Annotated in this window: 15 protein-coding genes; 9 read left to right on the forward strand and 6 right to left on the reverse strand. The window is 56.5% G+C overall.

The annotated features are described in order from the left end of the window. Positions 1-40: 40 nt before the first annotated feature. On the forward strand, positions 41-760 hold the full coding sequence (fadR, locus tag AC3WOK_RS10770; RefSeq protein WP_059312775.1) for a fatty acid metabolism transcriptional regulator FadR: 720 nt from the start codon (positions 41-43) through the stop codon (positions 758-760). A gap of 109 nt (positions 761-869) precedes the next feature. On the opposite strand, the gene AC3WOK_RS10775 is transcribed toward fadR, so the two are convergent. Further along, positions 870-2,402: a SpoVR family protein gene (locus AC3WOK_RS10775; protein WP_032658465.1), complete on the reverse strand. Its 1,533-nt coding sequence runs from the start codon at positions 2,400-2,402 to the stop codon at positions 870-872. Positions 2,403-2,723: 321 nt separating this feature from the next. Between AC3WOK_RS10775 and AC3WOK_RS10780 the strand changes: the two genes are divergently transcribed. Both AC3WOK_RS10780 and dadX read left to right on the forward strand, forming a co-directional pair. Continuing rightward, on the forward strand, positions 2,724-4,022 hold the full coding sequence (locus AC3WOK_RS10780) for a D-amino acid dehydrogenase (RefSeq protein ID WP_447855852.1): 1,299 nt from the start codon (positions 2,724-2,726) through the stop codon (positions 4,020-4,022). 9 nt (positions 4,023-4,031) lie between these two features. Beyond that, positions 4,032-5,102, forward strand: a complete 1,071-nt coding sequence (gene dadX / locus AC3WOK_RS10785) for a catabolic alanine racemase DadX (protein ID WP_059312777.1) — start codon at positions 4,032-4,034, stop codon at positions 5,100-5,102. Between the two features lie 96 nt (positions 5,103-5,198). Here dadX and AC3WOK_RS10790 read toward each other — a convergent pair whose 3' ends face one another. Continuing rightward, a complete protein-coding gene (locus tag AC3WOK_RS10790; RefSeq protein ID WP_063430647.1) occupies positions 5,199-6,932 on the reverse strand; it encodes a potassium/proton antiporter in 1,734 nt (577 codons plus the stop codon). Positions 6,933-7,029: 97 nt separating this feature from the next. After that, complete coding sequence (gene ldcA, locus AC3WOK_RS10795; protein WP_492354494.1) at positions 7,030-7,944, reverse strand: muramoyltetrapeptide carboxypeptidase; 915 nt, start codon at positions 7,942-7,944, stop codon at positions 7,030-7,032. A 107-nt stretch (positions 7,945-8,051) separates the two neighbouring features. Here ldcA and emtA point away from each other — a divergent pair, with 107 nt between their 5' ends. Next, the gene (gene emtA / locus AC3WOK_RS10800; RefSeq protein ID WP_047345820.1) at positions 8,052-8,663 is read left to right on the forward strand and encodes a membrane-bound lytic murein transglycosylase EmtA; all 612 of its coding nucleotides are present in this window, start codon (positions 8,052-8,054) and stop codon (positions 8,661-8,663) included. A gap of 38 nt (positions 8,664-8,701) precedes the next feature. On the opposite strand, the gene ycgR is transcribed toward emtA, so the two are convergent. Then, positions 8,702-9,433 carry a flagellar brake protein YcgR gene (gene ycgR, locus AC3WOK_RS10805; RefSeq protein WP_047345819.1) on the reverse strand — a complete coding sequence of 244 codons (732 nt, stop codon included), beginning with the start codon at positions 9,431-9,433 and terminating at the stop codon, positions 8,702-8,704. Between the two features lie 208 nt (positions 9,434-9,641). Between ycgR and AC3WOK_RS10810 the strand changes: the two genes are divergently transcribed. Continuing rightward, on the forward strand, positions 9,642-9,896 hold the full coding sequence (locus AC3WOK_RS10810; RefSeq protein WP_008502662.1) for a GlsB/YeaQ/YmgE family stress response membrane protein: 255 nt from the start codon (positions 9,642-9,644) through the stop codon (positions 9,894-9,896). Positions 9,897-10,009: 113 nt separating this feature from the next. Further along, positions 10,010-12,112 carry a TonB-dependent siderophore receptor gene (locus tag AC3WOK_RS10815; RefSeq protein WP_492354495.1) on the forward strand — a complete coding sequence of 701 codons (2,103 nt, stop codon included), beginning with the start codon at positions 10,010-10,012 and terminating at the stop codon, positions 12,110-12,112. A 62-nt stretch (positions 12,113-12,174) separates the two neighbouring features. Here AC3WOK_RS10815 and AC3WOK_RS10820 read toward each other — a convergent pair whose 3' ends face one another. Beyond that, entirely contained in the window at positions 12,175-13,860 is a 1,686-nt protein-coding gene (locus tag AC3WOK_RS10820) for an alpha,alpha-trehalase (RefSeq protein WP_063430641.1), read from the reverse strand. A 365-nt stretch (positions 13,861-14,225) separates the two neighbouring features. Between AC3WOK_RS10820 and AC3WOK_RS10825 the strand changes: the two genes are divergently transcribed. Further along, positions 14,226-15,584 (forward strand): glycoside-pentoside-hexuronide (GPH):cation symporter, encoded by a 1,359-nt coding sequence (locus AC3WOK_RS10825; RefSeq protein WP_059312782.1) that lies wholly within the window; start codon positions 14,226-14,228, stop codon positions 15,582-15,584. Between the two features lie 219 nt (positions 15,585-15,803). After that, entirely contained in the window at positions 15,804-17,183 is a 1,380-nt protein-coding gene (locus tag AC3WOK_RS10830) for a carbohydrate porin (RefSeq protein WP_059312783.1), read from the forward strand. Between the two features lie 13 nt (positions 17,184-17,196). Here the strand turns inward: AC3WOK_RS10830 and AC3WOK_RS10835 are convergent, their stop codons facing one another. Continuing rightward, complete coding sequence (locus AC3WOK_RS10835) at positions 17,197-18,153, reverse strand: AraC family transcriptional regulator (RefSeq protein WP_047345814.1); 957 nt, start codon at positions 18,151-18,153, stop codon at positions 17,197-17,199. A 115-nt stretch (positions 18,154-18,268) separates the two neighbouring features. Here AC3WOK_RS10835 and AC3WOK_RS10840 point away from each other — a divergent pair, with 115 nt between their 5' ends. Continuing rightward, entirely contained in the window at positions 18,269-19,456 is a 1,188-nt protein-coding gene (locus AC3WOK_RS10840; RefSeq protein WP_059312785.1) for an MFS transporter, read from the forward strand. Position 19,457: the final 1 nt, after the last annotated feature.

Here is a 19,457-nt window from a genome sequence, read left to right on the forward strand (position 1 = left end):
TGAGTCCAATTTGCTAAAGCTGTGTAATGGAAATCTCACTATGGTCATTAAGGCGCAGAGCCCGGCGGGTTTCGCGGAAGAGTACATCATTGAAAGCATCTGGAATAATCGTTTCCCCGCAGGGTCCATTCTTCCAGCTGAACGCGAACTCTCTGAACTGATTGGCGTCACTCGCACCACGCTGCGCGAAGTGCTCCAGCGGCTGGCGCGTGATGGATGGTTGACGATCCAGCACGGCAAGCCGACGAAAGTAAACAACTTCTGGGAAACCTCGGGGCTGAACATTCTTGAAACGCTGGCGCGTCTCGATCATGAAAGCGTGCCGCAGCTCATTGATAACCTGCTCTCCGTTCGCACCAACATCGCGACGATCTTTATTCGTACCGCGTTCCGTCAACATCCGGAAGACGCCCTGGCGGTGCTGGCCACCGCGAACGAGGTGGAAGATCACGCCGACGCGTTTGCCACCCTCGATTACAACGTGTTTCGCGGCCTGGCGTTTGCCTCCGGCAACCCGGTATACGGACTTATCCTCAACGGCATGAAAGGGCTCTATACCCGCATCGGCCGCCACTACTTTGCTAATCCGGAAGCGCGTAGCCTGGCGCTGGGCTTCTACCACAGGCTGAGCAAGCTCTGTACCGAAGGCCTGCACGATCAGGTTTACGAAACGGTGCGCCGCTACGGTCACGATTCCGGTGAAATCTGGCACCGTATGCAGAAAACGCTGCCGGGTGATTTGGCGATTCAGAGTCGCTGAAATAAAAAACCTCTCATACGAGAGGTTTTTTTTCGCCAGGTGGCGCTTCGCTTACCGGGCCTACAAAACCCGTAGGCCGGGTAAGGCGTAGCCGCCACCCGGCAAAAAACTACAGCGTATTCAACCGCGCCGGGCAGCGTTCCAGCAGCTCGACGCTCCCGTCTTCATTCTGCTGCTCCAGCTGCACGTCAAAGCCCCACAGGCGATGCACATGCTTCAGCACCTCTTTACGCCCTTTATCCAGCGGCGCGCGATTGTGCGGGATATAGCGCAGCGTCAGTGAGCGGTCACCGCGCAAATCCACGTTCCACACCTGAATATTGGGCTCAAGGTTGCTCAGGTTGTACTGGGAAGAGAGGCGAGAGCGGATCTCACGGTATCCCTCCTCGTTGTGGATCGCAGAAATCTCCAGGTAGTTGTTTCGATCATCGTCCAGCACGGTGAAGAAGCGGAAGTCACGCATGATTTTCGGCGACATAAACTGGCTGATAAAGCTCTCATCCTTGAAGTCACGCATCGCAAAATGCAGCGTTTCCAGCCAGTCAGAGCCAGCGATATCCGGGAACCAGTACCTGTCTTCTTCCGTCGGCGACTGGCAGATGCGCTTGATGTCCTGGAACATGGCAAAGCCAAGCGCGTACGGGTTAATCCCGCTGTACCACGGGCTGTTGTAGGGCGGCTGGAACACCACGTTGGTATGGCTGTGGAGGAATTCCATCATGAACCGCTCGGTGACTTTCCCTTCGTCATACAGATGGTTGAGGATGGTGTAGTGCCAGAACGTCGCCCAGCCTTCGTTCATCACCTGCGTCTGCTTTTGCGGGTAGAAATACTGGCTCACCTTGCGCACGATGCGCAGGATCTCACGCTGCCACGGCTCCAGCAGCGGGGCGTTCTTCTCCATAAAATAGAGCAGGTTTTCCTGCGGCTCGGACGGGTAACGACGCGCTTCGGCGATCGTTTTTTCCTCCTCACGCTTCGGCAGGGTACGCCACAGCATGTTCACCTGGCTTTGCAGATACTCTTCGCGGCTTTTCTGCCGGGCTTTCTCCTCCTGCAGGGAGATCTTCTGCGGGCGTTTGTAACGGTCAACGCCGTAGTTCATCAGCGCATGGCAGGAGTCGAGCAGTTTTTCCACTTCGTCCACGCCGTAGCGCTCTTCGCAGTCGGTAATGTATTTACGGGCGAAGATGAGGTAATCGACGATGGAGCTGGCGTCGGTCCAGCTGCGGAACAGGTAGTTATTCTTGAAAAAGGAGTTGTGCCCGTAGCAGGCGTGCGCCATCACCAGCGCCTGCATGGTAATGGTGTTCTCTTCCATTAAATAGGCGATGCACGGGTTGGAGTTAATGACAATCTCGTACGCCAGCCCCTGCTGGCCGTGCTTGTACAGCCGCTCGGTTTCAATAAATTTTTTACCAAACGACCAGTGCGGATAGTTAATCGGCATCCCGACGCTGGAGTAGGCGTCCATCATCTGTTCGGACGTGATGACTTCAATCTGATGGGGATAGGTATCCAGACGATAGAGTTTTGCGACCCGGTCGATTTCGGCGAGGTAGACATCCAGCAGCTCGAAGGTCCAGTCGGGTCCATCGCTCAGACGTGTGTTGTCCTTGTTCAGGGAATCAATAGTAGCCATTAGCGCGCCCTCGTTGTGGGTGCTCTCTCTGTCTGGAGAGCCTCCTTTCAAGCATAGATCAACGTGTTAAAAAGCGTGCTGGGGCAGAAATTTTTTCTTTGCGATTTCGCGTTTTTGATACGGCAAAAAAACGGTTCCTCGCAGCACATTATGCTGGTTAAAAATAACGCGCAGCAGGAGATCCCAAATTAGCACTATCCCCTGATGCTGGGGGATGTGTGAGGTAAGTCACCATAAAAAAGTCGTATGTTGAATAATATTTTCAACTAGGTTATCAATCTGTAATTAGAAGATTGTTCTTTTGCACATTATGGAGTGGCTATGCGTGTTGTCATACTGGGAAGTGGTGTCGTTGGCGTAACCAGCGCCTGGTATTTAAGTCAGGCGGGACATGACGTAACCGTTATCGATCGTGAGCCAGGCCCTGCGCTGGAAACCAGCGCGGCGAATGCCGGGCAAATCTCTCCGGGCTACGCGGCACCGTGGGCTGCGCCGGGTGTTCCGCTGAAAGCGATTAAGTGGATGTTCCAGCGCCACGCGCCGCTGGCCATCAGCCTTGACGGCACGCAGTTCCAGCTGAAGTGGATGTGGCAGATGCTGCGCAACTGCGACACCCGCCACTACATGGAAAACAAAGGGCGCATGGTGCGCCTGGCGGAATACAGCCGCGACTGCCTGAAAGCGCTGCGCGCGTCGACCGGAATTGAGTACGAAGGCCGTCAGGGCGGGACGTTACAGCTGTTCCGCACCGAGCAGCAGTACGAAAATGCCACCCGCGATATCGCCGTGCTGGAAGATGCCGGCGTGCCGTACCAGCTGCTGGAAGCCAGCCAGCTTGGCCAGGTTGAACCGGCGCTGGCGGAAGTGGCGCATAAGCTGACGGGCGGCCTGCGCCTGCCGAATGATGAAACCGGCGACTGCCAGCTCTTTACTCAGCGTCTGGCGCAAATGTGCGAGCAGGCGGGGGTGAAATTCCGCTTTAACACCTCCGTCGACAAGCTGCTGTCGGAAGGGGAGAAAATTTACGGCGTGAAGTGTGGCGAAGAGGTGATCAAAGCGGATGCCTACGTCATGGCGTTTGGTTCGTACTCCACCGCGATGCTGAAAGGCATTCTCGATATTCCTGTTTACCCGCTGAAGGGCTACTCGCTGACCATTCCGGTGAAAGAGGAGAGCGGCGCGCCCGTGTCGACCATTCTGGATGAGACCTACAAAATCGCCATTACCCGCTTCGATAACCGCATCCGCGTAGGCGGCATGGCGGAGATTGTCGGCTTCAACACCGAGCTGCTGCAGCCGCGTCGTGAAACGCTGGAGATGGTGGTGGGGGATCTCTTCCCGCGCGGCGGTTTTGTTGATCAGGCGACCTTCTGGACCGGTCTGCGCCCAATGACGCCAGACGGCACGCCAATTGTCGGACGCACGCCGTACAAAAATCTGTGGACCAATACCGGACACGGCACGCTTGGCTGGACGATGGCCTGCGGGTCCGGCCAGCTGCTGAGCGATCTGATTTCCGGGCGCACCCCGGCAATTCCGTTTGACGATCTCAGTGCCGCGCGCTATCAATCGGGGTTTACGCCTTCGCGTCCACAGCACCTGCACGGCGCGCATAACTGAGGAGTTGTCATGTCCCGTCCTGTTCTGGCCCAGCTGAACCTGCAGGCCCTGAAGGATAACCTGCAAATTGTTCGCCGGGCAGCACCTGGTGCTCGCGTGTGGTCGGTGGTGAAAGCGAACGCCTACGGCCACGGTATTGACCGGATCTGGAGCGCGCTGAGCGCGACCGATGGCTTTGCGTTACTGAATCTGGAAGAGGCCATTCTGCTGCGCGAGCGCGGCTGGAAAGGGCCCATACTGCTGCTGGAGGGGTTCTTCCACGCCGACGATCTGCCGCTGCTGGACAAGTACCGGCTGACCACCAGCGTTCACAGCAACTGGCAGATTAAGGCGATTCAGGATGCGAAGCTTCATGCTCCGCTGGATATCTATCTCAAGGTCAACAGCGGCATGAACCGCCTGGGCTTCCAGCCCGAGCGGGTGCATACGGTCTGGCAACAGCTGCGCGCCCTGAAAAACGTCGGTGAAATGACGCTGATGGCGCACTTTGCCGACGCGGAAAAACCGGACGGTATTGCCGATGCCATGGTGCGCATTGAGCAGGCGGCAGAAGGGCTGGATTGCCCGCGCTCGCTGTCAAACTCGGCGGCCACGCTGTGGCACCCCGAAGCGCACTATAACTGGGTGCGTCCGGGCATCGTCCTGTACGGCGCGTCGCCCTCAGGCCAGTGGCAGGATATCGCCAACAGCGGCCTGAAGCCGGTCATGACCCTGCGCAGCGAAATTATTGGCGTACAGACCCTGAAGGCCGGTGACGCAGTGGGCTACGGCAGCCGCTACCGGGCAACGGGCGAGCAGCGCATTGGTATCGTGGCGGGCGGCTATGCTGACGGCTACCCGCGCATCGCGCCGACCGGTACGCCGGTCCTGGTAGATGGCGTCCGCACGGGGACGGTGGGCACCGTATCAATGGATATGCTGGCCGTTGACCTGACGCCATGCCCTCAGGCGGGCATTGGTTCACCGGTCGAGCTGTGGGGTAACGAAATCAAAATTGATGATGTGGCGGCCGCGGCGGGAACGGTAGGGTATGAACTGATGTGCGCGCTGGCACCGAGAGTGCCGGTTGTGACGGTGTAACTTGTCAGTGTGCCGGGTGGCGGCTTCGCCTTACCCGGCCTACAAGGTACGCAAACGTAGGCCGGGTAAGCGTTAGCGCCACCCGGCAAAAAACCGCTACTCCACGTCCTCTTCCCTCGGCCTCAACCCCACCTTCCGTACCGCGTTATCTTCTTTTTCGGCAACCGTCCAGATCATTCCGGCAAACTCCACCTGGTCTCCCACGACCGGGGCAGCGCCGAGACGCTGCTGGATGATTTCGCCCAGCGTTTGCTGGCTATCACCGTCTTCAGCGCCCTCATCCAGACCGTAAATCAGCGCCACATCCGCAAACCTGGCGCTGGCTTCCAGAATAAAATCGCCGAAGAAACGCTGGTCCAGCGCCACCGGAGGCGACTGACTGAACAGCTTGCCCAGCGCGGGGAGGTCTCGCTCGCGGCCAATCACGCACAGAATATCCCCTTCGCGCAGGCGGGTGCTGCCGGTAGGGTGCAGCAGGACATTGTCGCGGAACAGGGCGGCAATGCGCGTTTCGGCCGGCATGTGCAAATCGCGCAGCGAGGCCCCCACGCACCATTTGTCGGCGCTCAGCTGATAGACAAGCTGTTCCCACGGGTTTTCAGGGTGAATATCGAGCCCGACGCGGGATACCGGCCAGCCCACGGGAGGGACCACCACTTTGGCTTTTTTCGCCGCCCACCCGAGCGACGTTCCCTGGAAGAGCAGCGAAATCAGCACCACGAAGAACGCCACGTTAAAGAACAGCCGCGCGTTATCCAGTCCGGCCATCATCGGGAAGACCGCAAGAATAATCGGTACCGCGCCGCGCAGGCCCACCCAACTGATAAATATGCGCTCGCGCAGGTTGAAGCCGCGAAACGGCAGCAGGCCCGCAAACACCGACAGCGGACGGGCGAAGAAAATCATCCACGCAGACAACAGCAGCGCCGGAATGGCGATCGGCAACAGGTCCGATGGCGTAACCAGAAGCCCCAGCACCAGGAACATGCCGATTTGCGCCAGCCAGGCCAGGCCGTCGAAGTTTTGCAAGATGGCATGGCGGTTGCGAATAGGGCGGTTGCCCATCAGGAACCCGCAGAGATAAACGGCGAGGATACCGCTGCCGTCCAGCGCCGTGGTAACGGCAAAAATAAGAATGCCGCCGCTCAGCGCCAGCAGCGGGTAAAGCCCCAAAGGCAGCGATATGCGGTTGATTGTCTGCTGTAACAGATACCCTCCCGCCAGGCCGATGAGGATCCCCAGGCCGAACTGCTGCAGGATATGCCAGGCAAACATCCAGCTCAGCCCGGTTTCGTGCTGCTGAATCATCTCGATCAGCGTGATGGTGAGAAACACCGCCATTGGATCGTTACTGCCGGATTCAATCTCAAGTGTAGAGCCTACGCGTTCGTTAAGCCCTTTACCGCCGAGCAGGGAAAACACGGCTGCCGCATCGGTTGAGCCCACGATGGCGCCAATCAGCAAGCCTTCCATGATATTAAGATGGAAGAGCCACGCGGCCATCATCCCGGTGAGGCCAGAGGTAATCAACACGCCGACCGTGGCGAGCGACAGCGCGGGCCCCAGAGCAACGCGAAAGGAGCTCGCCTGGGTGCGCATCCCGCCATCAAGCAGGATCACGGCCAGCGCAAGGTTACTCACCATGTACGCGAAGGGGTAGTTGTCGAAGGGGATACCGCCGATGCCATCAATGCCGGCCAGCATGCCGATGGCAAGAAAAATAACAAGAATTGGTATGCCAAGACGCGATGAAAATGAACTTAATAAAATACTGCTGGTTACAAGGACCGAACCCAGAATGAAAAGGCTGATTATCGCTGCGGCATCCAATGTTCTCTTACTCCCACCTCAATGTTAACGCTGTTACTAAAACCCTAACATATTAACGACGGCAACAGCGTTTTATTAAGCGGGTATAACGGCTTTTTTATGCCTTTATGACAGGATGGCCGCTGATGGTCAGCCGGCTGCCCGAATCATTATGAATCAGGGAGGCGTGCGCCCCCAGCGCCAGGGTGACTGTTTGCTGCTCATGACCGAAATCCAGGCCGGTGATGACCGGAATATCCAGCCGCGAGCGAATGAAGTCGACCATGGCTTCAAGGGTGTAACCCGCGTCATAATCATTCGGCGCAGAGCCGCTAAAGCTGCCCAGCACAATCGCGGACTGGCGCTCAAGAATACCGGCATGATAAAGCTGCAATAGCATGCGCTCGACGCGGAACGGATGTTCGTTAATATCTTCCAGCACCAGAATGCCGTCCTCGATGTGCGGCATCCACGGCGTTCCGATAAGCGAGACCAGCATCGCCAGGTTGCCGCCCCAGAGCTGGCCTTCGCACTCCCAGTGAGGTCCATTCCCCTGCCACTCAACGCTGTAGGTTGAATTGCGCAGCGCGCGCCAGAAGTGTTCCACGGTAAACGTATCCAGCTCCGGCGCACCGAAGTTGCCGGCCAGCATCGGGCCGCTGAAGGTGATGACGTTATGCAGGGCCAGCAGCCCAAGCTGGATGACGGTGAAATCGCTGTGGCCGCAAATTAGCAGCGGATCCTGCTGCTGGCGCTGCGCCAGGCCCTGCCAGTCAATGCTCTCCAGCAGACGGCTCGCACCATATCCGCCGCGCACCGCCAGAACGATTTGGTTTTCACCCTTCAGGTTCACCAGACTATTGATATCATTCAGCCTCTGCGCTTCAGTGCCGGCAAAGCGCTGCTGGCGGCGGGGGATAATTGTCTGATTTTCTACCTGATGGCCGGATTCCAGCAAACGCTGAACGCCCCGCTGCGCCGCGTCCTGGTTAATGCAATAGCCCGACGGCGCGATGAGATGAAACTGAGACATGGCAATTCCTTGCTGAATGAGAAACTAATTGTCTATATCATGCCGCTTAAACGCTGCCTGCTTCAAGGGGCGGCGCACTGCGATGACCGGCTATAAGGATAGATGACGTGAAATTGAGATGGTTTGCTTTTTTGATTGTGTTGCTCGCTGGCTGTAGTTCAAAGCATGATTATCAAAATCCGCCCTGGAACCCTGAAGTGCCGGTAAAGCGGGCCATGCAGTGGATGCCAATCAGTGAACAGGCCGGAAAGGCCTGGGGCGTCAGTCCGCGTCTAATCACGGCGATTATTGCGGTCGAGTCCGGCGGTAATCCTACGCTTGTCAGCAAGTCCAACGCGGTGGGGCTGATGCAGCTTAAAGCGTCTACGGCGGGCAGAGAGGTTTACCGCTACATGGGCTGGAGCGGCCAGCCGTCGACCAGCGAGCTGAAGAACCCGGAGCGCAACATTTCAATGGGTACAGCCTATCTGAGTATTATGGAGCATGGCGTGCTGAAGGGGATTGAGGACCCGGAGGTGATGCAGTACGCGCTGGTGGTCTCTTACGTTAACGGTGCCGGTGCGTTGCTCAGAACCTTCTCCTCTGACCGCAAAGAGGCGATAGAAGAGATTAACGGCATGGACAAAGACGAGTTCTTTGAGCATGTCGCGAAAAATCACCCGGCACCACAGGCGCCTCGTTATATCTGGAAAGTTCAGAAAGCGATGGATGCCATGTAATGCCGCAGACGGGCGGCGGTCACGCTGCCCGATTTTCCCTACAGAACTTTGTTTGCGCGTTCGCGCGCTTCCCGCTCCAGCGAATAGATAATGCGCTGAAGTTCACGCTCTGCACCGGGTCCGACGTTCAGGAAACGGAAACTCAGGCGCGGCGTGGTGATGGTTTCATTTTTGCTGTCCACGACGGTGCGATCGCTGATGGCAATCAGCTGTGCATCGAAATAAAAACGCCCCCAGCCCCCCATATCCAGCTCGATTTGCGTAAACCGCATGCCTTCTACCAGTCCGTCAGGTTTCGGCGTATCCATCAGCGCGCCCATGCCGCCCAGCGACAGATCGAAGAGGCGAAAGCGGATCTCCTTTTTGTCCGGCATTTTGGCCTTGCAAAAATAGGCGGGGTGAAGCGGGGCGCTGATGCGGAAGTATTCACGGCGCTGGACAAACCAGAGATTGGTGGGAAGCGGGGTAGCAAAAGCAGGGAGTCCCTGGTATTCGCTCAGTTCCAGCCGTGACAGGACAAACTCCACTTTGGCCCCCTGCGTTTCGGCCATCACCGCGACATTCTCCGCTTTCAGCGCCGCACGGTTTTCATGCTCCTGGCTGCCTAAATCAATCACCAGCCGCTCCTGCGAGGCGTCAAGGATCTTGCTGATGAACTGATTATTCGACCAGCTGATGCGCAGCGGCACTTCGCCTTTTTGCAGGTCGCGTAATACCCCTAATACAGCCAGCGGATTTTGCTTGAGGAACTGCTCACTGTAATGACTCACGCCGGATGGCTCCTTGATTGATGACAGACTGTCTTAGCGTTATCGGCAATCTGCAATGAAACTTAATACAAACCGGTGAGTTTTTTTTGCCTGTTCAGGCAAAGATAAGTCGGTGAGATGAAAATGATTTTCCGGCGATGACCTATACTTACGTTAGCTGCGCAGAAGGTTTTCTGCACATGCGTTAAACCTGCAAGAGGGCATCGCTATGGGTATCATCGCCTGGATTATCTTTGGTCTTATCGCTGGCGCTATCGCTAAATTGATCATGCCGGGAAACGATGGCGGCGGCTTTATTTTGACCTGTGTACTCGGGGTCGTTGGTGCGGTTGTGGGCGGCTGGCTGGCGACGATGTTTGGCTTTGGAGGCAACATAAGTGGTTTTGACCTGCACAGTTTCCTGGTCGCTGTCGTGGGTGCCATTGTTGTGTTGGGCATATTCAGATTACTGCGACGAGCATAAAATGACATAAACGGCTCTCTGCGGAGGGCCGTTTTTTTTACCTGAATATTGATTTGTTAATCGAAATGATAATAATTGTCGTTCCGTATTGCATCTGACAACAAGACGACATTATGAATACCTCACGTTTCACGCTTTGCGCCCTGGCAGGCGCCGTCACGCTGGCATTGCAGGTCCAGGCGTTTGCCGAAGAATCCACCATCGTCGTCACGGGCTCAGAGCAGGGCAGCGCGCTGCCGGCCTGGACAAACAGCGCCACGAAATCCGCCGTGGCCGAAAGTAAAACGCCGCAGGTCATCACGACCCTCTCTGCGCAGGAAATTGAAAAGCGTCACGCGAATTCCGTGAACGAAATCCTGCGCTATGCCCCGGGTGTCTCTACGGAGGTGAGGGGGAATACGTCGTACATGAGCGAATATAAAATTCGCGGCTTTACCGTCGACCAGGAGTTCTACAACGGGCTGCAGCTGCCCTATAACGTCACCGGCAATACTAAAGCCCGCATCGATCCGCTGTTGATTGACAGCGTGGATATCCTGAAGGGCCCTTCATCGGTCCTTTACGGCGGCGGCTCGCCGGGCGGGCTGGTAAACATCCAGAGTAAAAAACCGCAGCGGGAAGCCCGAACCGAGATTGGCGTTAATACCGGGACCCGAAACCTGAAAGAGGGCTATCTCGACTCAACCGGGCAGATTGCCGACAGCGACTGGAACTATCGCCTGCTGGGCAAAGCCACGGAAAATGACGATCAGCCGCACACCACCCGGTATGAAAACTACCTGGTTGCCCCGTCCGTCACCTGGCAACCCGACAGCAAAACTCGCCTCACCCTCGATGCGCTGGCGCAAAATACCCCAAGCCTGACGCCGTCGAACCCGCTGCCGCTCGCCTATCTGCGCTCGAAATACGCGGGTAAGCGCGATTACGCCGGCGATGAGTGGAGCGGGTTTAAGCAGCGGCAGTGGATGCTGGGCTACAGCTTTGAACACGAGTTTGACAGCGGCTGGGGCTATAACCAGAAGGCGCGCTATTTCGACGTCGACACGCATCAGCGCAGCGTTTATGCAACGGGCGCGGGGAGCGAGGTTTATCAACTCAACCGCTTTGCCTACACCACGGATGAAGATCTGAAGAGCTTCAACATCGACAACCAGGTGACCAAAACCGTTGCGCTGGGCGAGTGGAAACACCACCTGCTGGCCGGGTTTGACTATCAGAAGCTGAACTCCCGCTTCCACTATCGTTACGCATCTGCCACGCCGGGCATTGATATGCGCAATCCGGACTATTCGCAGATCGACGATAGCGCGCTGGGGCTCTATACCGCCCAGAAAAACCGTCTGAGCTATCAGCAGAACGGCTATTACCTGCAGGATCAGGTGGAATTTGGCGGCTTAAATCTGCTGGGTAGCCTGCGCTACGACGATTACCGCTCCGTCACCACCAATTATCTGCAAAACGGCGATAAGGCCTGGGTATCGCAGGATCGCGTCACCAAACGCCTGGGCGCGCTGTACGCCTTCGATAACGGGATTTCGCCGTTTATTAGCTATTCCGAAGGGTTTGCCCCGGTGTCGCCGCAGGGCACGCTCGTAGCGAAAGACGTCAAGCCCACCACCAGCAAGCAGGTGGAAGGTGGGGTGAAATACCTGCTGGCGGATTACGCCACCACCTTTACCGCCTCAGTGTTTAACATCCGCCAGAAAAATGTCGTCACCTCCGATCCGGGCTTCCTGAACTATCGTCAGACCGGGGAAGTGGAATCCAAAGGGGCGGAACTGTCTGCCATCAGCCGTCCGACGGACAACCTGACGCTGATTGCCAACTATGCGTACACCCACGCGATCAATACGGAAGATGATAAGTACAAAGGTAAACGCCCAACGCAGGTGCCGGAGAACGCCTTCAACCTCTGGGGGGACTACACCTTTGAGAACACCGCGCTGAAAGGGCTGATGCTGGGCGCAGGTGCACGCTACACCGGGCCAATGGAAATCTCTCCGGCTAACGATGCGGGTAAGCTGGGCGGCACCACGCAGTACGATCTGTCGGCATCCTACCGAATGGGCGAAATACTGCCTTCGCTGGCAGGGCTAACGCTTAAGGCCAGCGCGCAGAACATCACCAACAAAGAGACGCTGACCTGTTACGACGCGACAAACTGCTGGATTGGGCGTGACAGAACGTATCAGCTCGGGGCGAGTTACAGCTTCTGATCAAAGCCCTGTGAGTTCAAAATGTAGGCCGGGTAAGGCGTAGCCGCCACCCGGCAATACACTTACTGCGCCGCAGCTTTCACCGGCGCAGCCTCGTCATTCGCCGCAGGCTGTTTCTCCGGCACGCTGTCGCACGGTTTCTCTTTCGGGCAGACCAGGTCCAGCATCTTCAGCGTCACGCCGTTGCTCCAGCCGAACCCATCCTGCAGCGGATACTCTCCACCGCCGCCACCGGTACCGGTTGTCGACACGTCATACTTCTCGACCAGTTTCTTTTCGCGATCGTAGGTATGCTGTACGTTCTTCAGGAAGCGCCAGGTCACATCCATCGCGACCTTATCTTGCCCGTAATTCTGCAACCCTTCGGTCGCCACCCACTGCAGGGGAGCCCAGCCGTTAGGCGCATCCCACTGCTGGCCGCTGTTGACGGTGGTGGTTGCGATCCCGCCCGGCTGCAGCAGGCGTGATGAGGTCGCCGCGGCGACTTTATCGGCACGATCCTGTGCCGCGGCCTTCACGTAAAGCGGGAACAGGGCCGCCGCTGTGAGCTGATTGCGGACCTTCTTGCTCTTCAGATCGTAATCGGCGTACCAGCCCTCTTTATCATTCCACAGGTGGCTTTCGATAGCTTTCTGGCGCGCGGTAGCCAGCGCCTCGTATTTGCTGGTGCTGGCAGCATCGCCGCTCTCCTGGCTTGCCCGCGCCAGCAGTTTTTCCATCTTGAACATCAGGGCGTTCAGATCCACGGGGACAATGCTGGTGGTCCGGATGGTGCCGAGTTTTTGCGGGTCATCCATCCAGCGTGAGCTAAAGTCCCAGCCCGAAGCTGCCGCCGAACGCAAATCACGGTAGATCTCGGTCGCCGATCGGTTAGGGTTACTTTTGGCGGTATTCACATCATCAAGCCAGGATTCCGGACGCGGGGTATCGCGATCGTCCCAGTAGCGATTGAGGACGGCGCCGTCATCCAGCTTCACCACGCGTTTGTTGGCCTGCCCCGGTTGAAGGGCGTCAACGCCGTCCATCCAGTAGGCATACTCTTTCTCCATCTGCGGACGGTATTTCTTCAGCGCATCGCTGTCGTGGGTCGCCAGCAGTTCAACCATCAGCGAGAAGAACGGCGGCTGAGATCGGCTCAGGTAATAGCTGCGATTGCCGTTAGGAATATGCCCGAAAGTGTCGATTTCATAGGCAAAGTTATCCACCATGTCGCTGATTTTGTCCCAGTGACCGCTTTCCGCCAGGCCCAGCATGGTGAAATAGCTGTCCCAGTAGTAAACCTCCCGGAAACGACCGCCGGGCACAACGTAAGGCTTCGGTAACGGCAGGAGAGAATCCCATTTATTGCTGGCTTTATCGGTGGTGCGCGTCAGCACGGGCCAGAGATCGTCAATGTGTTCACGCAGGCTTTGTCCGGCAGGCGGGACGTATTTTTCACCTTCACCCGGCAGCGTAAAGTTCACCTCGACAAAATGGCGTAAATCAAACCCGGACTGACGACGCTGCATGCGGTAGTCGGCAAGGATCGTCAGGGGATCGCTGTTAGGCACCGCATCGGCAAAGGTTTTTTGATCCGGGAAGAGTTTGGCACTCTGAACGTCGCTGAAGAGGGGCCCGAGCAAAATATCCGGTGAATTCGTCTGGCCAGCGTTCATCTCTTCCGCGGCGCCAGAAGCGGCAACCGCGAGCAGCGCACTGCCCAGAACCAGAGGTAAGAGGCGAGGGCGCAGCTTTTGAGGGGTTATCATGGGTGCTTCTCCTTATTCACTGAGCAGCAGTTACGCTGTCTTAATCACCAGAAAACCTTAGTCGAATATGCCGCGCTTCGCGTGTCGAACATCGCATTTTGCACAAATCCAGACTATTTACCGTTGCGCTTAATGCCGCACGTGATGCGGTGAAATATTGATATTGTGAATATTTAAAAGGTACGGGAAATAAATTGCGATCCGTTGCACATAATGTGCCCGGTGAATTGTTTCTTTTAATTATCACGATCACATAAAGCAAAAAACATAAGTTCATGGTGAAAAAACATAATGGATCGCGGCGTCACTCTCAGGCGAAATTGTCGCAACAAAAGAAACCGGTTTCATAAATGAGGAGTTACGCTATGTCAGTTGCAGAAAAAATTCCGGTCAAAGAAAAAATAGGCTATAGCCTGGGAGATGCAGCGAGTCACATTGTATTTGACTCATCGGTGGCCATTCTGGCGTATTACTATACGGATATATATGGATTACCGCCTGCCGTAATGGGAACCATGTTTCTTCTGGTGCGTTTATTAGATGCCATTACCGATCCCGTTATGGGGGCAATTGCCGATGCGACGACAACGCGCTGGGGGCGTTTTCGTCCCTGGCTGCTGGCGATATGCGTACCTTTTGCGGTGAGCTGCGTACTGGTTTATTCCATTCCGGACTTTACCGAAACCGGAAAAATTTATTATGCCGTCGGGGCGTATATATTTATGACCCTGATGTATACCGCCATTAATATCCCGTATTGCTCCCTGGGGGCGGCGCTCACCTCCGACCCGCGTGAAAATCTCTCGTTGCAGTCCTGGCGATTTGCCATCACCCCCATTGGCGGCGCGCTTGGCACAGCCCTCATTCTGCCGCTGGCGGACTACCTCTACCCGGGCGACAGAGCGACCGGTATTCAGGTGGCGATGGCGCTTTTTGGCGCGATCGGCTGTCTGATGTTTATCGTCTGTTTTGCGACTACAAAAGAGCGCGTGCAGCCCATCAAAGAGGAGAATCTGAATATCGCCCGCGACGTTAAAATTCTCTTCCGTAACGATCAGTGGCGCATTCTCTCCATCTATAACTTTATGATGCTGGTGGCGGTGGTGATTCGCGGCGGCGCGGTGGTCTATTACGTCAACACCGTGCTGAACAAAGGGGCGGACATCATCTCGTTCTTTATGCTGGGCGGGATGCTGGCCTCGATGTTTGGCTCCGTGCTGGCTCAGCCGTTTGGCACCCGTTTTTGCAAGGTCAAACTCTCGTTCTGGATCAATATTCTGAATGCGGCATTAGGCGTCGCCTGTTTCTGGCTGCCGCTGGAGTTCTGGGTTATTCCCCTGATCGCCCACGTGCTTATTCAGATTGTCCAGGGCGGTAACGGTGCGCTGCAGTGGTCTATGATCACCGATGCGAATAATTACGGTGAATGGAAAACCCAGCGTCGTATTACAGGCATGAACGTTGCGGCCAATATATTCGTGATTAAATTAGGCGTCGCTGTCGGCGGCGCCATTCTCGGGTGGGTGCTGGCCTGGTATAATTATGAATCCAACAGCACGGTACAATCGGAATCTGCTGTTCAGGGCGTCATTCTGCTGTTTACGCTGATCCCATCACTCTTTTATTTACTCACCGCCTTCTCAATTAAGTTTTATAAATTAACGGAAAACGTCATGAATGGCGTGGTGAGCGATTTAAATAAAGGCGAGTTCGCTAACTCTTAATGGTTTATACCCTAAATAATTCGAGTTGCAGGAAGGCGGCAAAGGAGTGAATCCCCAGGAGCTTACATAAGTAAGTGACTGGGGTGAACGAGTGCAGCCAACGCACATGCAACTTGAAGTATGACGGGTATAAGTAGTAAGCCGATAATTCATGCGAAGTATCGGTGAGGTTCTCTGTGTCCGTCAGGAAATAATGATTAACTCACGAGGATGGAATCGATGAAAGTGAAAACCCTTGCACTTATTGTCAGTGCGTTTTGTACTACCGGAGCAATGGCAGCAAAAGATACTCAGCGTCTGGAGGATAAGCTGGCGCAGCTGGAGGCGCGTCTCGAAAAGGCCGAAACCCGGGCGTCAAAGGCGGAAGCACAAATTCAGGTTCTGGAAAAACAACAGCAGACCGCAGTGGCCGCCAGCCCGGTTGTCGTTGAATCCACGGAGCCTGCGACAGCGCAAACGGCACCGAAGCTGACGTTATCCGGCTACGGCGATATTAAGTTTTATGGCGACGTTGAATTTAATATGGACGCGGCCAGCAAGACCGGCAGCTTAACGTCCATGAAAACGACGGCTAATAAAGACTGGGCGCCCGGCAGCCACGAGCGCTGGGATATCAACGGTCGTCTGCTGCTGGGCTTTGACGGATATAAGCGCATGGAAAACGGCAATTTTGCCGGCTTCTCCGTACAGCCGCTGGCTGACCTGACTGGCAAAATGAACCTTGATGATGCCGTTTTCTTCTTTGGCACGGAAAACGACTGGAAGGTGAAAGTCGGACGCTTTGAAGCCTATGACATGTTCCCGCTGAATCAGGACACCTTCGTTGAATATTCTGGCAACACGGCCAACGATCTCTACAGCGATGGTTACGGCTACATCTACATGATGAAAGAGGGACGCGGGCGTAGCGACAGCGGCGGTAACTTCCTGCTGAGCAAAACCCTGGGAAACTGGTATTTCGAGGTTAACACCCTGCTGGAAGACGGCAGTTCGCTGTTTGTTGACCAGCAGTATCACGGCGTGGACCTGGATAATGAAAAAAACGTCGCCTACGTCCGACCGGTCATTGCCTGGCAGGAAGGCAACTTCTCGACGGCTGTCGCGATGGAGAGCAACCTCGTCAACAACGCCTATGGCTACCGCGATGCATCGGGGAAGTGGGTAGACCAGTCTGACCGCACCGGCTACGGCTTCACCATGACCTGGAACGGGCAAAAAACCGATCCGGATAACGGTATCGTGGCGAACCTGAATACCGCGTATATGGATGCCACGGACGAGAAGGATTTCACCGCAGGCGTGAATGCCTTATGGCGTAATTTTGAGCTGGGCTATATCTACGCGCATAACCAGATCGATAACTTCAACACCGCGAACTTCGACGCTGACTGCGACGGCGACTGCTGGGTGACCGATCCCGGGGATTATGATATTCACACCATTCATGCTTCATACCTGATCCCGAACGTGATGAAGATGAAGAATTTCAATATTTATCTTGGCGCGTATGCGTCCTGGGTGGAAGCCCATCCGAAAGACGGCGATGACCGAAATGACGATCGCTATGGCGGACGCGTGCGCTTTAAATACTATTTCTGATGCCTCACGCCAGTCAGACCTCTTCCGGGGTCTGGCTGGCTTCCCGCAGCGTGCCGGGCGCATGCCCGATAATCCGCTTAAACGCCCGGCTAAACGCCGCCAGCGATCCGTACCCCAGCCGCAGCGCGACCGTTTCAATGGGCTGATTTTCATGGCGAATGTACTGAATGGCCAGCCGCATCCTCAGCTCGCTGAGATATTTGGCCGGGGTGGTTCCCGTCGCGGCCAGAAACCGTTCGGCAAACACGGAGCGGGAGGTACCCGCTTCTTTTGCCAGATCCGCCACGCTCCAGTTCAGGCCGGGCTGCTGGTGCATAGCGTAGATGGCCCGGCTCAGGCGAGGATCGCGCAAGACCTGCACCCAGCCCGTCGCTTTTCCACAACCCGCCTCGACCCAGCCGCGCACGATCAGCGCCGCCACCACGTCGGCCAGCCGGGCGAGGATCCCGGCGAAGCCGACCTGTCGCGTCATTGATTCACGCTCCATCGCCGCGAGCAGCGGATGAATTTCCGGCCAGGTGGACATCAGGCGGCTGACCATCATCACTTCCGGCATCGCCTTGATCAGCGGCTGCATCCCGCCCAGCTCGAAATCCATGCACCCGCTAAAGATGATGGTGTTCTCGCTCTCCGGGCAGGGCTCACAGGTAATGGCGCAGACCGAGCTGCAGATAGGTTCACTGGGAAAGTCGCTGACCGGGGTAATGGTGGCCTGCTCGTCGGAGAGCAGGGCATGAGAATTACCGCCCGGAATAAACAGGGCGTCCCCGCTGCTCAGTTCGAACGTCGCACCGCTCTCCATTCGCAGCAGGGCGCTGCCGTGGCTCACGAAATGAAACTGCGCTTTACCGGGCGCCTGATGGAACGCAACGCCAAACGGCGAGCTGGCTTCAATCCGCCGGTATTTCACCCCTGACAGGCGCATGCCGCGTAAAAGTTCGCTGATCAAATCGGGTGACTGTACGGTCATGGCGCAACTCCGGACGAATAATCAATAAGTGGAGATTATATGTCATAGATCGTCCAGGGTGAACCTTCTATGCTTTTGCGACAGTTGTCACATTTCTATAACGGGAGAAAAACAGATGAATTCATGTGTCGCGGCGAGCGAGGCGGTAACGCCTGCAAAACCCGCCTGGCGGGCCGTCTATTCACTGGGGCTGGGGGTGTTTGGCTTGATTACGGCAGAATTTCTGCCCGCCAGTTTGTTAACGCCCATGGCCGCGAGCCTGGGCGTGAGCGAGGGAATGGCCGGACAGGCCGTGACCGCCACCGCACTCGTGGCGCTGGTGACCGGGCTGCTGATTACCCCGGCAACCAAAAGTATCGATCGCCGCTGGGTGCTGATGTTTTTCTCGGTGCTGCAAATCATCTCCAGCCTGCTGGTGGCCTTTGCGCCCAACCTGCACGTCTTGCTGATGGGGCGCCTGCTGCTGGGGGTTGCCATTGGGGGATTCTGGGCAATGTCGACGGCCACGACGATGCGTCTGGTGCCGGCGGATAAAGTGCCGAAAGCGCTGGCGGTGATCTTCTCCAGCGTATCGATTGCCACGGTGGTTGCGGCGCCGCTGGGGAGCTATCTTGGCAGCCTGATTGGCTGGCGTAACGTGTTTATCCTCTGCATTCTGCCAAGCATGTTGGCGCTGCTGTGGCAGCTCTGGGTCCTGCCGTCCATGAAGCCGGAGAGCAGCGGGAGCCTGAGCACGCTGTTCCGCGTGCTGCGTCGTCCGGGGATGATCGGCGGCATGCTGGCAACCATTCTGATCTTCAGCGGCCATTTTGCTTTCTTCACCTACCTGCGTCCGTTCCTGGAAACGGTAGGGCAGGCGAGCGTAGAGACCATTTCACTGATCCTGCTGGGCTTTGGACTGGCCAATTTTGTGGGCACCTCCGTTGCCGGACATCTTCTGGCGCGTAATCTGCGACTGACGCTGGCGCTGGTGCCGTTCGCCATGGGCGTTCTCGCCCTCACGATGGTGGCGTTTGGTCATCTGGCCATGCTGGACGGATTCCTGGTCGCGCTGTGGGGCTTTGCATTTGGTCTGGTTCCGGTGGGCTGGTCAACCTGGCTTGCCACCACCGTTCCGGATGAAGCCGAAAGCGCAGGGGGGCTGCTGGTGGCCTCAATCCAGCTGGCGATAAGCGCCGGTGCGGCCGGAGGCGGGGCGGTCTTTGACCTCAACGGTGCCAGCGGCGTATTCGCCGGCAGCGGCCTTCTGCTGGTAACGGCAATGGTGATTGTGTTTATGGGCGTGAAGGTTAAGGCGGAGTGAT

This window comes from Enterobacter sp. FW301-JW81, from assembly GCF_058788735.1.

Bases quoted from the DNA above. Each gene is read 5' to 3' on its own strand.
- AC3WOK_RS10835 (WP_047345814.1), bottom strand. From the start codon at position 18,153: ATGACCGTACAGTCACCCGATTTGATCAGCGAACTTTTACGCGGCATG.
- AC3WOK_RS10780 (WP_447855852.1), top strand. From the start codon at position 2,724: ATGCGTGTTGTCATACTGGGAAGTGGTGTCGTTGGCGTAACCAGCGCC.
- fadR (WP_059312775.1), top strand. From the start codon at position 41: ATGGTCATTAAGGCGCAGAGCCCGGCGGGTTTCGCGGAAGAGTACATC.
- AC3WOK_RS10815 (WP_492354495.1), top strand. From the start codon at position 10,010: ATGAATACCTCACGTTTCACGCTTTGCGCCCTGGCAGGCGCCGTCACG.
- ldcA (WP_492354494.1), bottom strand. From the start codon at position 7,944: ATGTCTCAGTTTCATCTCATCGCGCCGTCGGGCTATTGCATTAACCAG.
- AC3WOK_RS10840 (WP_059312785.1), top strand. From the start codon at position 18,269: ATGAATTCATGTGTCGCGGCGAGCGAGGCGGTAACGCCTGCAAAACCC.
- dadX (WP_059312777.1), top strand. From the start codon at position 4,032: ATGTCCCGTCCTGTTCTGGCCCAGCTGAACCTGCAGGCCCTGAAGGAT.
- AC3WOK_RS10825 (WP_059312782.1), top strand. From the start codon at position 14,226: ATGTCAGTTGCAGAAAAAATTCCGGTCAAAGAAAAAATAGGCTATAGC.
- AC3WOK_RS10775 (WP_032658465.1), bottom strand. From the start codon at position 2,402: ATGGCTACTATTGATTCCCTGAACAAGGACAACACACGTCTGAGCGAT.
- AC3WOK_RS10820 (WP_063430641.1), bottom strand. From the start codon at position 13,860: ATGATAACCCCTCAAAAGCTGCGCCCTCGCCTCTTACCTCTGGTTCTG.
- AC3WOK_RS10810 (WP_008502662.1), top strand. From the start codon at position 9,642: ATGGGTATCATCGCCTGGATTATCTTTGGTCTTATCGCTGGCGCTATC.
- AC3WOK_RS10830 (WP_059312783.1), top strand. From the start codon at position 15,804: ATGAAAGTGAAAACCCTTGCACTTATTGTCAGTGCGTTTTGTACTACC.